At 66.1% G+C, this 13,809-nt stretch carries 15 protein-coding genes; 4 read left to right on the top strand and 11 right to left on the bottom strand.

Translation table 11 applies throughout. The features are described from left to right. Positions 1-155: 155 nt before the first annotated feature. Both D7Y61_RS15050 and D7Y61_RS15045 read right to left on the bottom strand, forming a co-directional pair. Positions 156-560 carry a hypothetical protein gene (locus D7Y61_RS15050; protein ID WP_180867272.1) on the bottom strand — a complete coding sequence of 135 codons (405 nt, stop codon included), beginning with the start codon at positions 558-560 and terminating at the stop codon, positions 156-158. Positions 561-604: 44 nt separating this feature from the next. Further along, positions 605-808 carry a PspC domain-containing protein gene (locus tag D7Y61_RS15045; RefSeq protein WP_180867269.1) on the bottom strand — a complete coding sequence of 68 codons (204 nt, stop codon included), beginning with the start codon at positions 806-808 and terminating at the stop codon, positions 605-607. Positions 809-1,019: 211 nt separating this feature from the next. On the opposite strand from D7Y61_RS15045, the gene D7Y61_RS15040 reads away from it, so the two are divergent. Then, on the top strand, positions 1,020-1,523 hold the full coding sequence (locus D7Y61_RS15040; RefSeq protein ID WP_180867267.1) for a DUF4822 domain-containing protein: 504 nt from the start codon (positions 1,020-1,022) through the stop codon (positions 1,521-1,523). 68 nt (positions 1,524-1,591) lie between these two features. On the opposite strand, the gene D7Y61_RS15035 is transcribed toward D7Y61_RS15040, so the two are convergent. Genes D7Y61_RS15035 through D7Y61_RS15020 form a run of 4 tightly spaced genes read right to left on the bottom strand, consistent with a single transcriptional unit; the run spans position 1,592 to position 4,760 of the window. Next, positions 1,592-1,960 carry a YfeK family protein gene (locus D7Y61_RS15035; protein ID WP_180867264.1) on the bottom strand — a complete coding sequence of 123 codons (369 nt, stop codon included), beginning with the start codon at positions 1,958-1,960 and terminating at the stop codon, positions 1,592-1,594. A 34-nt stretch (positions 1,961-1,994) separates the two neighbouring features. Then, positions 1,995-3,062 (bottom strand): class III poly(R)-hydroxyalkanoic acid synthase subunit PhaC, encoded by a 1,068-nt coding sequence (phaC, locus tag D7Y61_RS15030; protein ID WP_180867261.1) that lies wholly within the window; start codon positions 3,060-3,062, stop codon positions 1,995-1,997. Beyond that, entirely contained in the window at positions 3,059-4,123 is a 1,065-nt protein-coding gene (phaE, locus tag D7Y61_RS15025; RefSeq protein ID WP_180867258.1) for a class III poly(R)-hydroxyalkanoic acid synthase subunit PhaE, read from the bottom strand. Before phaE ends, phaC begins: the two co-directional genes overlap by 4 nt. 22 nt (positions 4,124-4,145) lie before the next feature. Next, positions 4,146-4,760 carry a CDP-alcohol phosphatidyltransferase family protein gene (locus D7Y61_RS15020; RefSeq protein WP_107233150.1) on the bottom strand — a complete coding sequence of 205 codons (615 nt, stop codon included), beginning with the start codon at positions 4,758-4,760 and terminating at the stop codon, positions 4,146-4,148. A 344-nt stretch (positions 4,761-5,104) separates the two neighbouring features. On the opposite strand from D7Y61_RS15020, the gene D7Y61_RS15015 reads away from it, so the two are divergent. Continuing rightward, positions 5,105-5,755, top strand: a complete 651-nt coding sequence (locus D7Y61_RS15015; protein ID WP_180867255.1) for a class I SAM-dependent methyltransferase — start codon at positions 5,105-5,107, stop codon at positions 5,753-5,755. 81 nt (positions 5,756-5,836) lie between these two features. Here the strand turns inward: D7Y61_RS15015 and D7Y61_RS15010 are convergent, their stop codons facing one another. From D7Y61_RS15010 to ppsR, 5 genes are all read right to left on the bottom strand, one after another. Continuing rightward, positions 5,837-7,198 (bottom strand): MATE family efflux transporter, encoded by a 1,362-nt coding sequence (locus D7Y61_RS15010; RefSeq protein WP_180867253.1) that lies wholly within the window; start codon positions 7,196-7,198, stop codon positions 5,837-5,839. Between the two features lie 133 nt (positions 7,199-7,331). Next, positions 7,332-7,949, bottom strand: a complete 618-nt coding sequence (locus D7Y61_RS15005; protein ID WP_180867250.1) for a DUF2239 family protein — start codon at positions 7,947-7,949, stop codon at positions 7,332-7,334. A gap of 143 nt (positions 7,950-8,092) precedes the next feature. Beyond that, the gene (locus D7Y61_RS15000) at positions 8,093-8,581 is read right to left on the bottom strand and encodes an NUDIX hydrolase (protein ID WP_180867247.1); all 489 of its coding nucleotides are present in this window, start codon (positions 8,579-8,581) and stop codon (positions 8,093-8,095) included. Between the two features lie 42 nt (positions 8,582-8,623). After that, complete coding sequence (locus D7Y61_RS14995) at positions 8,624-9,133, bottom strand: DUF1249 domain-containing protein (protein ID WP_010484911.1); 510 nt, start codon at positions 9,131-9,133, stop codon at positions 8,624-8,626. 206 nt (positions 9,134-9,339) lie between these two features. Next, a complete protein-coding gene (gene ppsR / locus D7Y61_RS14990; protein ID WP_006452040.1) occupies positions 9,340-10,161 on the bottom strand; it encodes a posphoenolpyruvate synthetase regulatory kinase/phosphorylase PpsR in 822 nt (273 codons plus the stop codon). Positions 10,162-10,305: 144 nt separating this feature from the next. Between ppsR and ppsA the strand changes: the two genes are divergently transcribed. Both ppsA and D7Y61_RS14980 read left to right on the top strand, forming a co-directional pair. After that, positions 10,306-12,684 (top strand): phosphoenolpyruvate synthase, encoded by a 2,379-nt coding sequence (ppsA, locus tag D7Y61_RS14985; RefSeq protein ID WP_180867245.1) that lies wholly within the window; start codon positions 10,306-10,308, stop codon positions 12,682-12,684. A gap of 138 nt (positions 12,685-12,822) precedes the next feature. Then, complete coding sequence (locus D7Y61_RS14980) at positions 12,823-13,716, top strand: mechanosensitive ion channel family protein (protein WP_180867243.1); 894 nt, start codon at positions 12,823-12,825, stop codon at positions 13,714-13,716. Positions 13,717-13,809 lie beyond the last annotated feature (93 nt).

Genomic DNA, 13,809 nt, shown 5'->3' with positions numbered 1-13,809 from the left:
GGGGGGGGGGGSGGGGTATCCGCGGCATGGATGCCGCGGCTAAGCCCCCATGGATGGGTTCACGGCGTCCCCGCCAGCCCCACCCACCCGGCCAGCCCCCAGGAAGCAGGGATTCCGCGACCAAGCCACGAGGGGCTGCGCCGTTGGCTGGAAACCTACGGCCACCAGCCGTGCCCAAACCGGGCGTAATGATCCGCCGCACGCTCGAACGGGTTGCGCGCACTCACCCCGCCGCATAGCAGGTACACCGGCAGGTACAGCGGCCCCAGCACCATGTACTGGTAGACGTGCGCGCGCTCGTGATCGTCCAGCCGGATCAAAGGCTCCACACCCCACCCGGCCTGGTGCGCATAGGTGCGGCAGGAGACGCCCAGATCATGGCCGGTATGCAGGATTACATTGCCCAGCGTAATGGCGCCGCCCGGGCCCCATGGCCAGCGGTCGAACACCAATGCACTGTCAGGCCCACTCCAGCGCAGTGTCGCGCCACCGAGCATGCCCGCCAGGCCTCCCATCAGGCCGAGCAGGGAATTGGGTGACGTCCAGACTGCGCCCACCATCTGCAATGCACATAGCCAGAGCGGCCGACGCCGGGGTGAGATATTCAATCGGCCTCGTTGGGAATCAGCAGCCACAGGATCAGGTAGACCAGGATGCCGGGAAAGGCGGCCGATCCGATCGATACCAACACGAACACAATCCGCACCAGCGTGACATTCCAGCCAAAGCGATGCGCGATGCCGCCCATCACGCCGGCAATCATGCGGTCGTTCAATGAACGTGACAGCGTCTTGGGCGCGGTGTTCATGGCGGTGTCTCCCCGGAATGCGCGAAGGCGGTCGAGCGTGGCCCGACTCTACACCTCATCCATGTCTACGGAATGCTCACACCACCCAAAGCGCACCAAGCCGAACCGAAGGATGGCGACCAGCACGCGGCTATGGAATTTTCGGACTTTCTTCATGGCAAGCGCCAGATGCATCTTTGACGATGGCTAGAACAAATCCTGGACCACAATCATGCGCCTCCCAGTCATCATGGCTTTGGCTTGCTTGCTTCCTGTCTTCTCCGTCAGCGCGTCGCCCACCGACTGCGCCCTGACTGATCCACGTTACGCCGCTTTGGCTGGAACACTCTGGCTGACCACCGCAGTCCATGAGAATGGCGACACCCAGGTCGATCACTCCGGGAAGTACCCGGCCGTCGTGGGGATTTCACGCTGGGACGCCTGCCGAAACCGGTTTGAGTACTTCGATCCAGAGACGGCACAGTCGCGCGCGGCCAGCGGAGGAAGCGGCTATTTCCTGTTCACGGGTGATGGCAGATACCAGATCACTCTTCCTGACCATGCATCGCCGATCAGGCGCAGGATGGACGTGATGACGCCCCAGGAATTCACTTACTCCAGGCGGGTACCGGAGGGCATGAAGCCGGGCATGCCCGATGTCACCATCCAAGTGGTGCACACCCCCTACAAGGGCTCGTTGCAGATTTCGCCTTCGGTTAGCCCTACCGCCGACTGAGTCTTCGCTGCGCGTCCGCAACGGCCAACTGCCCTGGAGCGTGGCTCGACGCTACGTCCGGGCCAAATCTACGGCGTGCGTTGGCGCAGCGCCTGCAGGCGGGCACCAAACCAGGCCGCGGCGGTCTGTTCAGGCTGCCCCGGGCACTGGATACGGTACGGCTTGCCGCTCATGCTGCTCTGGCTGGCGGCGCGCTCGATGAACTGCTCGGCACTGTCCACCATGTCCTTTTTCAGCAGGTAGTCGTACTTGCGCTGCAGGTGCGCGCGCGCATCGCTGCCATCATGCCAGCTGCCATTGCGCTGGAACCGGCATTGGGAGCCATCCAGGCTGGCGATCAGCTGGGCGATCTCCCGCCGTGCATCAGAACTGGGTGCTGCCTGGGCCACAGGTGCTGCCAGCAGTGCTGCAAGAATCAACAAGATCCGGTACGTCATCATCCCCCCAAAGTCAGTCGAGCATGGTCCGACTCTACTGGTCGCGCGCCTTCAACCAGTCATCAATCGTCGTCGGCACTTCCCGCTGCGCGCGCCCGGACACGTAAATGCCGATATGCCCGCCACGGAAACTGGACTCGGTGTAGTCGCCGGTGCCCAGACGCCCACGCATCGCGCGCGAGGCATCGGGGGGCACCAGGTGGTCCTGCTCGGCATAGATGTTCAGCACTGGAAGGGTCACTTGCGACAGATCCACGGCCTCTTCGCCGATTCGCACGGTGCCGTTCACCAGCCCGTTGCCCTGGTAGAACTGCTTGATGAAGTCACGGAACGCTTCGCCGGCCAGGTCCGGCGAGTCGAAGATCCACTTCTCCATGCGCAGGAAATCCTCCAGCGCTGCCTTGTCATCGAGAATGTCGAGCAGGCCGACATACTTCTGCACGTTCAGGCGGAACGGCTTGAGCATCAGGTAGCTGGCATTCATCAGGTCGGCCGGGATGTTGCCCAGTGTGTCCACCAGCAGGTCCACGTCCACCTGCCGTGCCCAGTGCGAGAGCATGTTGTCGGCAGTCTGGAAATCGACCGGAGTGACCATGGTGATCAGCTTGCCCAGCTTCTGCCGGCGCAGTGCCGCATAGCACAGCGCGAACACGCCGCCCTGGCAGATGCCGAGCAGGTCCACCGGGCCACCGCTGCGCGCGCGCAGCGCATCCACTGCGCCATCGATGTAGCGCAGCAGATAGTCCTCCAGAGTCTGGAAGCGCTCCGAGCGATCCGGGTAGCCCCAGTCCAGCACGTACACGTCCTGACCCAGCGCCAGCAGCTTCTGCACCAGCGAACGATCGGCCTGCAGGTCGACCATGTACGGCCGGTTGACCAGCGCATAGACGATCAGCAGCGGGGTGCGCCGGATGGGCGCCTGCTCACCGACGAAGCGGTACAGCACCACCTTGCCATCACGCCAGACTTCCTCGCGGGCGGTCACGCCATAGTCCACGTCCTCCACCTGCGGCAGCAGCTTCAGCCCTTCCATCAGCTTGCGCTGCATGGCCAGGGTTTCCTGCATCAGGTCATCGGCGTTGAAGCCCAGCGGTCCTTTCATCGGTCACGCGCCCGTGCGGTGGTGCGTGCGGCAGCCTTCTTCGCCGACGCCTTCTTCGCGGTTGGCTTCTTCGCAGGCGCGGCCTTCTTCGCAGCTTTGCGCGCAACGGGCTTCACCTTTGCCGGTGCCGGCTGTGCCACCGGATCCACCGCGGCAGTGCCCGCCAGCACCGCTACCTGTGCCTGCAGGCGGCGCAGGCTGCGCTCCAGCTCGGCGATGCGGCGGTGTGCGGCATCCATCTCGCTGCGGGTCGGCAGGCCGATACGTTCACTCATCTGTTCGACCTCGCCCTGCAGGCCCGCGCGCAGGCGCATCTGTGCGTTGCCCAGCGAGGCATACACCTGCTGGAATGGCTCGGACATCGCGACCTTGGCGTAAGCTTCCTCGGCCACTTCGATCCAAAGGTCGAACATCGCGCGGGCACTGGTCAGCTGACTGCCCGGTTGTTCGTGCTCGGCCAATCGCTGCTCGAACAACGCGAAGGCCCCGTCCAGCGCCTGCTTGATCTGCTCGACGTAGGCGCGCGAATGCTGCTGGTAGTCCTCCTGCGCGCGCAGCAGGGCCTGCCAGCGCGCCTGGTGTTCCCGGCCGGGCCCGAACGCCGGGCTCTGCAGCCACGGTCCTGCCTGCAGCTGGAACTGCTGCAGCCAGGCAGCGAATTCAGGAACGGCAGCGCCGGCATGGGTACTGCCACGGGCGCCCTGCAGCATCCACTGCAGCATGCCGTCGCCCTGCCCCTGCACCGCTTCACGCCAGGCCTGGGCCACGTCGGCACTGCTGGCATCGCGGCCGGCGAAGCGTGCGGCCACGTCCTGCATCGTGCCGTACCAGCTGCCCGCCTGTTCGCGGAACCGGCGAACGGCGTCTTCCGGCGCACCCTGCCCCTGTTCGGGCAGCAGCTGGCCCCACCAGTCGAACAGCCGTTGCCAGCTGCCGGGGTCGTCGCCGGACGGTGCGCTGGGCGTACCCGCATGGCGCAGGGCATCCCCCCAGGCACCAAAGTACTGCCGGGCCAGGGCTTCGAAATCGCTGCTGCCGGCGTCGTGGGCCGAGCTGGTCATCGCAGGTCTCCGCTGGGCTGGCTCATGGCTTGGGGATGCGCAGGGTCTTGCTGATCATCAACGACCCGGACAGAGCGAACAACAGCACCATCGGGTGCAGCTGCCACGGGCCGATCTGCCACTGGCCGAACCAGATGTCCTGGCCGATGGCATCGGTGCCGGCAGCGATGGCCAGCACGATCACCAGCACCAGGCTGGTCGGGATCGGGGTGCCCTCGAAGTACTTGACCTTGCCCTCGTCGCCGGCCAGCGCCTCGGCGGTGACGTTGTAGCGGGCCAGGCGGCTGACGCCGCAACAGACGAAGTAGCTCAGCACCAGCCAGTCCCAGCCGCCCTGCATGCCGCAGGCATAGGCCAGCGCCGCCGGTGCCACACCGAAGGAGATCACGTCGGACAGCGAGTCCAGCTCGCGGCCGAGGGTGGAGCTGGATTTGCGCCAACGTGCGATGCGTCCGTCGAGGGCGTCGAAGATGAAGGCCAGCGGGATCAGCGCCATGCCGAACAGCAGGTAGCCGCGCTCACCATCCTGCAGGAAGCGCATGGCCGCAAAGACCGCACCGGTGCCGCAGAACGCATTGGCCAGGGTGAACCAGTCGGCCAGCTGGAATTCGCGCAGCATCGAGAAGTGACGTTTCATGGGGTCTCACGGAGCATCGAGGCCCACAGGTTACCGCGAGCGCTGCCGTGGGTGACAGCGTCGGCTGCGGCGATTCTTCACCGCTCCGTCACCCACCCTCACCTGCGGTGAATTTTTCGCCACCCATCTTGACAGCCTAGGGGGGTGGCGCCTGTCACGGCTTATCCACAAAGTTGCCCACGCGTAATCCACACCCCCTGTGGACAACCAGATCTCACTGACCGCGACGCTGGACATTTCCTCATCACCCGGAAGTGGGGTTTTCCTACTTCCCAAGGCGTGAGCTCAGCGCTATGGTCAGCGGCGGACCCGCCGCCGCCACGTCCGGAACTCTGCAATGGACGATGACGATGCTGGATGCTTCCACCCTGGCCGCACAGCTGCGGCAGCCTCATGGCGACGCCGCGCTGGCCGTGGCCGACTCGATGAACCGCAGCAACAGCGCCCTGAATCAGGCGGTGATCGGCCTGCTGGCAGTGACGGCTGACGAATGCGTGCTCGAGATCGGCCCCGGCAATGCGGCCTTTGCGCCACAGCTTCTGCAGGCGCCGGGCAGCCAGTACCTGGGCATCGAATTGTCGGCAGCCATGGTCGAGGCGGGCCGCCAGCGGCTGGCCAATGCCGGCCTGGCCGACCGAGCGGCGATGCGCCATGGTGATGCCCACGCTCTCCCGGTCAGCGATGCCACGATGGATGCGGCGTTGGCGGTCAACACGCTGTACTTCTGGCCGAACCTGGCCCCGGTGCTGGATGAGCTGGCGCGGGTGCTGCGCCGCGGTGGCCGCCTGTGCCTGGCGTTTGGCGACGCGGCCTTCATGCGCAGCCTGCCGTTTGCCGCCGATTTCCAGCTGCATGAGCTGGACGCCGTGGAGCTCGCACTGCGGGTATCGGGCTTCCGCGTCTCGGCCTGGCGCAGCCACCGGGAATCCGCGGCCGGCAATGATGGCCAGATCCGCGAAAAGCACTTCCACCTGCTGCTGGCACAGCGGCGCTGAAGCTGCCCGCCTGACCGAGTGGTAGAGCCGGCCGCKGGCCGGCTGCCCCGYCCAYCCCGKATTGCCGGCCHGCGGCCGGCACTACCCAGCCTGCACCCGCCGCCAGCGAGCAAAACAGAACACCTGCAGCACCAGCATCGCCACCAGTCCCAGCGGCCACGCCCACCACAGGCCGGCCAACCCGTACCGCACCTGCAGCCACATCGCCAGTGGAAGTTCCAGCAGCAATACCGCGGCCATGCCCAGCAACGCCGGCAGCAGTACGGTTCCGCTGCCGCGCATCACGCCGACCAGCACCGTGGTACCGCCCATCGCCAGTACGCCCCACACCACCGTGCGCAACTGCCAGGTGGCAAGCTGGCGCACGTCCGGCGCGGCCAGGATCAGGCCGGTCAGCCACGGTGCCAGCGCCATCACCAGCAGCACCACGACCGTCAGCATCGCCAGGCCCAGCATCACGCCGGTGCGGGCAATGGCGGGCAATCGTGCCGCACGCCCCGCCCCCATCGCATGCGCGGCCAGGATGGTGGCGGTGATGCCCAGCGACATCGCGGGCAACTGCACCCAGCTCATCAACTGGTTGACCGCACCATAGGCCGCCGTGGCGGTGTAGCCATAGCGGTTGATCCAACCCAGCAGCACGATCTCGGCAACGGCCAGGCTGAGCATCTGCAGCGAGGACGGCACGCCGATGCACAGCATCGAACGAATGATCACGCCATCGAAACGGATGGCCCGCAGCAGTTCATGGCCTGGTGCCAGCGGATGCCCCAGGCGATGCCAGCGCCACAGCAACCAGACCAGCGCCAGCAACGAGGCAGATGCCGCCGACACCGCGGCACTGGCCGCGCCCAGCCGCGGCAGGCCGCCGCAGCCGACGATCAGCACAGGCGTGCACAGCAGGCCGAGCATGGTCGCCAGCAGCAGCGCATGCAGCGGCGTCTTCGCGTCCCCCACTGCGCGGCTCACGGCCGTCGCCAGCCACAACAGGAAGAACACGGGGGCACTCAGCAGTAGTACCCGTGCATAGACGATGGCCTCGCCGAGGATCGGCGCCGGCGTCCCCAGTGCCGCCAGCATCTGCGGCGCGAACAGGCCGCCCATGGCCATCACCAGCAGCGACAACAGCAGGGCAAGCGCCACCGCGCAGCCGGCCACCGCGCGTGCCCGCTGCGGTTGGCGGGCGCCCCAGGCCTGGCCGATCAGCACCATTGCGCCCGTCGCCAGGCCCAACACCAGCGCCATCAGTAGAAAGAACACCGGGAAGAACGCAGCGGCGGCAGCCACCGCCTGCGTGCCAAGCAGATGGCCGAGGTAGACGTTGTCCAGCGTGCCGGCGGCCAGCTGCAGTGCATTGGTCAACAGCATGGGCAGCAGCAGCGCCAGGTAGGTGCGCGACAGTGGTGGCGCAGCCGGAGGTGTCGCGTGTTCAGGAAGGCTCATCGGGTTTCTCTGGGCAAGGCGCTGCCCTGCCCGGCGTTTCCGCCAGCAAAGCAAGCACAAGGGAAGCAGGCAGTCGCCCGCGATCAAGCGGCACCGCCGTTCAACCACGGCGCCCTGGGTCGGTCGTCAGTACTTAAACTGGTGGGGTATCGAAGGCCAGCTGCAGGGCGTGATCGCGCACGTCCCGGGGCCAGCGGTGCAACGCCGCTTCCAGGCCCACGCGGTCCTGTGCGAACAGGAGGCGGATGGCTTCCTCGAAGCCGGGTAGATCACCGGCAATGGCCTGCAGGAAGTGATAGGCACGCTCGGTATCGCGGCGCTGCCGGTCCTTGTCGGCACCCGCACGGCTGGCCGCTTCCACCAGCCTGCGCAGGACCACGGAGGCGCCACCTGGTTGTTCGGCCAACCACGCCCAATGGCGCGGTAGCAGCGTCACTTCGCGTGCGACCACGCCCAGCTTCGGGCGTCCACGGCCACGTGGGGCGGCAGATTCGCCTGCGAGAGCGGTTTCGGCATCCGCTTCCACGGCCGATGGGAGCGCGTCGGCCACCCGCGCCAGCAGCTCTGCGTCACTACCGCGCGTATCGAAATCACGGGTGCGGCCAGTGGCGTTGTCGAACACCAGCAGCGGACCGGCAGCGTTGTCGACGCGCAGTTGCTTCAGTGCCAGCGCTGCCACTTCCGGTGTACCGGAAGCGACCAGGCGATGGCCGTCGAAGCAGCTGAAGGGAGGGAGTCGGGACGCAGGCATGGCAATGGCATCAGAAGCGATGCGCGAATATTGCCCGGGTAATTTGTGGTTGTCAATATTGCCCGGGTATTAATCAGCCAGAAGAGCCTGCCAACCAAGGTTGGCACCCACCGGAATGGTTGGCACCCAGCCGATTCGTCGGGTCACAGCCGGCTGTAGGACCAGCTGACCATGCGGCCGTCCTTGTACGGCATCACGCCGTGGAACGGGCGCGGGTCGGCGTCGAACACCAGCGGCAGGAAGTTGCGGTCGCCCTCCCACATCGGCAGCGTGTCCAGCTTGTCCAGGTCCACCCATTCCAGCGTGCCTTCGTGGTTGCCGCTGTGCGGGGTGCCTTCGAAGCCATCGATGACGAACACGAAGCCCAGCCAGTCCTCGCCGTGCCTGCCGAAACCCGGCCAGCTGAGGGTGCCGCGCAGGCGCATTTCCGTGCAGTCGATGCCGGCCTCTTCCTGGATCTCGCGGCGCATGCTGGCGGCCACATCCTCGTCCGCCTCGATCTTGCCGCCCAGACCGTTGTACTTGCCCAGGTGGTGGTCACCTGGCCGGGTGTTGCGGTGGATCATCAGCACCTGGCGACGATCGGGCGACAGCACGTAGCCCAGGGTGGCGACGATCGGGGTATACGGCATGGGGCAGCATCCAGCGGCAGGTCGGCCGTGGATTATGGCCGATCAGCGCACCAGCGACAGGCGGCGCTCGGTGGGCGTGCCGGCACCATCGGGATCACGGCGCAGGGTGGCCACGCCGTGGCCGCGCTCGGCCAGGTATTCCAGCCACTTGCCCAGGAAGGTGTTCATCCGCATGCGGTGGCTGATCAGCTCCGCCGGCGGCGGGTACAGGCCCATGGTGTCCTGCCAGCGACGGCCCACATAGCAGTGGGTGGTCTCGGCCTGGCGCGCGTCCCTGTACAGGCGCACGTAGGCCGACGGATCCGGCTCGCCAGTGACCGGGTCAGCCAGATCGTAGGTCAGGCGCAGTTCCACCGTGTAGCGGTGGCACTCGATCACGTCCAGGCGTACATCCAGGCCGTCGCCAATCGAGGAAATGTAGCTGCCCGCCACCAGTCCGGCCGGTTCGAACAGTCGCACCAGATGGCGGTAGTTTTCCGCGTACAGGCCCATGAGCCAGCTCAGCCGGCTCAGGCGGGGAATGCGTTCGGTACGGGGCAAGGCTCGGGCCATGGGTCGATCCTACACGTTGGTGCTTCAACGTGGGGGCGGTTCGAGCCACAGCCAACCCGCCGGTCGCTGTCACCGCTGTAGCGCCGAGCCCATGCTCGGCTGGGCCACCGGGTTCTGGCCGAAGGGCAGCCGAGCGTGGGCTCGGCTCTACAGGGCGCAGCATCCACTGGTAGTGCCGGCCGCTGGCCGGCAGCGTGGCGCGCGGCTCAATACAGCTCGCGCTGCAGCCCCAGCGTGGCCAGCACCTTGCTGGAGATCTCCTCGATCGAGGTGTGGGTGGTGCTCAGGGTCGGAATGCGCTCCATCTGGAACATCACTTCGGCCGCGGCAACCTCGCGCTTGCAGGTGTCCAGGTTGGCATAGCGCGAATTCGGGCGCCGTTCCTGGCGGATCTGCTGCAGGCGGTCCGGGTCGATGGTCAGCCCGAACAGCTTGCGCCGGTAGTTGCGCAGGCGCGGCGGCAGGCGGTCGCTTTCCAGGTCTTCGTCGGTCAGCGGGTAGTTGGCCGCGCGCACGCCGTAATGCAGGGCCAGGTAGATGCAGGTGGGCGTCTTGCCGGCGCGCGACACCGCCACCAGGATCACGTCGGCATCGTCGTAGTTCACCGCGATGCCATCGTCATGGGTCAGGGCGAAGTTCATCGCGTTGATGCGGCGGTGGTAGGTGTCGAAATCGACCATGCCGTGGGCCTGGCCGACCCGGGCCAAGCGCGGGCTGGCCAGCTCACGTTCCAGCGGCTCGATGAACGGCGCGAACACATCCAGCATCAGCGCCCCGCTGTCGGCCAGGATCAGGCTCAGGCTCTGGTCCACGCAGGAGTTCACCACGATCGGCCGGACCTGGTACCGCTCCCCCGCCGCCTGGATCCGGGCGCAGGCTTCACGCGCTTTTTCGGGGTCGTCGACGAACGACATCCGGTCGGTAATGAAGCTGAACCCGGAGAACTGGGTCAACAGGCTATGCCCAATGGTTTCAGCGGTGATACCGGTTCCATCGGAAACGTAGAACACCGGACGGATGGTCGACATGCGCGCTTTTACCCCCTACGAAGCTTAAAAAGGCCGCCAGCACAAGCTTGTGCCGACGGTGCTCTGCCCGGCATCATATCGGCTTCTTCCTACGGACGCGGCCACTCAGCCCGCCTCGGGCGATGGCCAAACGGAGCATCGCGCTTGAACGAGAACATCCTGTGGTTGCACGAACTGCGTCTGGCCGATCTGGCCCGCGTAGGCGGCAAGAATTCGTCGCTGGGCGAGATGATCGGCAACCTGGCCGGTCTGGGCGTTTCGGTGCCGGGCGGTTATGCCACCACCGCTGAAGCCTTCAAGGACTTCATCGCGCACAACGATCTGTCCAAGCGCATCTTCGACAAGCTGGCCACGCTGGACGTCGAGGACGTCAACGCGCTGACCGCAGCGGGCAAGGAAATCCGCACCTGGGTGATCGATGCCCCGCTGCAGCCGCAGCTGGACCAGGACATCCGCACCGCCTACGCCAAGCTGAGCGCCGACAACGGCGGTGGCGACGTGGCCGTTGCCGTGCGTTCGTCGGCCACCGCCGAGGACCTGCCGGATGCGTCCTTCGCCGGCCAGCAGGAAACCTTCCTCAATGTCACCGGTGCCGACGACGTCGTGCACAAGGTCAAGGAGGTGTTCGCCTCGCTGTACAACGACCGTGCCATCGCCTACCGCGTGCACCACGGCTTCAAGCATGAAGACGTGTTCCTGTCCGCCGGCGTGCAGCTGATGGTGCGTTCGGGCGTCGGTTCGTCCGGCGTGCTGTTCACCCTGGACACCGAGTCCGGCTTCCGCGACGTGGTGTTCGTCACCTCCTCGTTCGGCCTGGGCGAAATGGTCGTGCAGGGCGCGGTCAACCCGGACGAGTACTACGTCTACAAGCCCACCCTGCAGGCCGGCAAGCCGGCAATCCTGCGCCGCTCGCTCGGCAGCAAGGCGATCCGCATGGTGTACTCGGATGTCCCGGGTGAGCGCGTCAGGATCGAGGACACCCCGGCCGAACTGCGCAACACCTTCTCGATCAGCGACGAGGATGTGCAGGAACTGTCCAAGCAGGCGCTGGTCATCGAAAAGCACTACGGCCGCCCGATGGACATCGAGTGGGCCAAGGACGGTGTCAGCGGCAAGCTGTTCATCGTGCAGGCGCGCCCGGAAACGGTGAAGTCGCGCAGCCACGCCACCCAGATCGAGCGCTTCGCGCTGACCGAAAAGGGCGGCAACGTGCTGGCCGAAGGCCGCGCCGTCGGCGCCAAGATCGGCTCGGGCGTGGCTCGCGTGGTCAAGACCCTGGACGACATGAACCGCGTGCAGCCGGGCGACGTGCTGATCGCCGACATGACCGACCCGGACTGGGAACCGGTGATGAAGCGCGCCTCGGCCATCGTCACCAACCGCGGTGGCCGTACCTGCCACGCCGCGATCATCGCGCGCGAGCTGGGCGTGCCGGCCGTGGTCGGTTCAGGCAACGCCACCAAGGTCATCGAAGATGGCCAGCTGGTCACCGTCAGCTGCGCTGAAGGCGATACCGGCTTCATCTACGAGGGCAAGCTCGGCTTCGAGCGCACCACCACCGATCTGGGCAACATGCCGCCGGCACCGCTGAAGATCATGATGAACGTGGCCAACCCGGAACGTGCCTTCGACTTCGGCCAGCTGCCGAACGCCGGCATCGGCCTGGCCCGCCTGGAAATGATCATCGCCAGCCACATCGGCATCCACCCGAACGCGCTGCTGGAATACGACCGCCAGGACGCGGCGACCAAGAAGAAGATCGACGAGAAGATCGCCGGCTACGGTGATCCGGTCAGCTTCTACGTGGACCGTCTGGCCGAAGGCATCGCCACCCTGACCGCCTCGGTCGCACCGAATGCGGTGATCGTGCGCCTGTCGGACTTCAAGTCCAACGAGTACGCCAACCTGATCGGCGGCAGCAACTACGAGCCGCACGAAGAGAACCCGATGATCGGCTTCCGCGGCGCCAGCCGTTACGTCGACCCGAGCTTCTCGGCCGCCTTCGCGCTGGAGTGCAAGGCCGTGCTGCGCGTGCGCAACGAGATGGGCCTGGACAACCTGTGGGTGATGATTCCGTTCGTGCGCACGCTGGAAGAAGGCCGCAAGGTCATCGAGGTGCTGGAACAGAACGGCCTGAAGCAGGGCGAGAACGGCCTGAAGATCATCATGATGTGCGAAGTGCCGTCCAACGCACTGCTAGCCGATGAGTTCCTGGAGATCTTCGACGGCTTCTCGATCGGCTCCAACGACCTGACCCAGCTCAGCCTGGGCCTGGACCGCGACTCGTCGATCGTCGCCCACCTGTTCGACGAACGTAACCCGGCGGTGAAGAAGCTGCTGTCGATGGCGATCAAGTCGGCACGTGCCAAGGGCAAGTATGTCGGCATCTGCGGCCAAGGCCCGTCCGACCACCCGGATCTGGCCGAGTGGCTGATGCAGGAAGGCATCGAGTCGGTGTCGCTGAATCCGGACACCGTGGTTGATACCTGGCTGCGCCTGGCCAAGCTGAAGGCCAACGGCTGATGCACTGAAAGCCGCAGGCTGACGTCGTGTTCATCGGCGTCCGCCCATACTGCTGCTGCACGCAAGCCCCGCCTCTGCGGGGCTTCGTGTTTCTGGCGTCCTTGGGACGCCCTGCCCTTCGCAGCAAAGGACGTCCGCATGATCGCCGCCGCACCCGCAACGCCCGCCACCACGCCCTGGTTCCATTCACTCGACTGGCAACATCTGCTGGAAACCTACGGCGTACCGTTGCTGGCCGCGATCGTGGTGTTCCTGGTCGGCATGTGGATCGCCCGACGCCTGTCCAACGCGATGCCGCGCGCGACCGCGCGCATGGGCGTGGACCCGATGCTGGGCAGTTTCCTGCGCAATGTGGTGTATGCCGCATCGCTGGTGATCGTGGTGGTGCTGGCCATCGGCACGCTGGGCGTGCAGATCACCCCGCTGCTGGCCGTGCTCGGCACCGCCGGCCTGGCTGTTGGCCTGGCATTGAAGGATTCGCTGTCCAACATCGCCTCGGGCGTGATGCTGGTGACGTTGCGTCCGTTCCGCGTGGGCGACGTGGTGACCGTGGCCGGCCAGACCGGCACGGTGCGCGAAGTGCGCATCTTCCAGACCGTCATCACCGGTGCGGACAACCAGCACACGACCATTCCGAACACGCTGATCACCGCTGCGCCGATCATCAACCTGACCGCCGAACCGACCCGCCGCGTCGAACTGGTGGTGGGTATCGGCTACGAGGACAACATCCAGCTCGCGCGCGATACCGCGCTGGCACTGATGAAGGCCGACCCACGTGTACTGCAGGCGCCGGCACCGGACGTGGTGGTGTACGAACTCGGCGCGCATGCGATCAACCTTGGCATCCGCTGCTATGTGAAGTCGGGCGACTGGTTCGGCACCAAGGTCACGCTGCTGGAGCAGATCAAGCTGGGCTTCGACAAGGCCGGCATCAACATTCCGTATCCGCAGCAGGACATGCACCTGTACCTGCACGGCAAGGATGGCGGCGTGGTCGAGGCCGACGCGCTGGTGCGCGACAAGCCCTGATCCATCCTCGGGATGCCGGCCAGCGGCCGGCACTACCGCTCCTCGCGCGCCCTGGCAATGCCGGCCMGCGGCCGGCACTACCCCCACCTCGTG

The sequence above is a fragment of the Stenotrophomonas maltophilia genome, assembly GCF_013464485.1.
Lineage (GTDB): Bacteria > Pseudomonadota > Gammaproteobacteria > Xanthomonadales > Xanthomonadaceae > Stenotrophomonas > Stenotrophomonas maltophilia_AW.
This window is presented reverse-complemented; position numbering and strand designations above follow the sequence as displayed.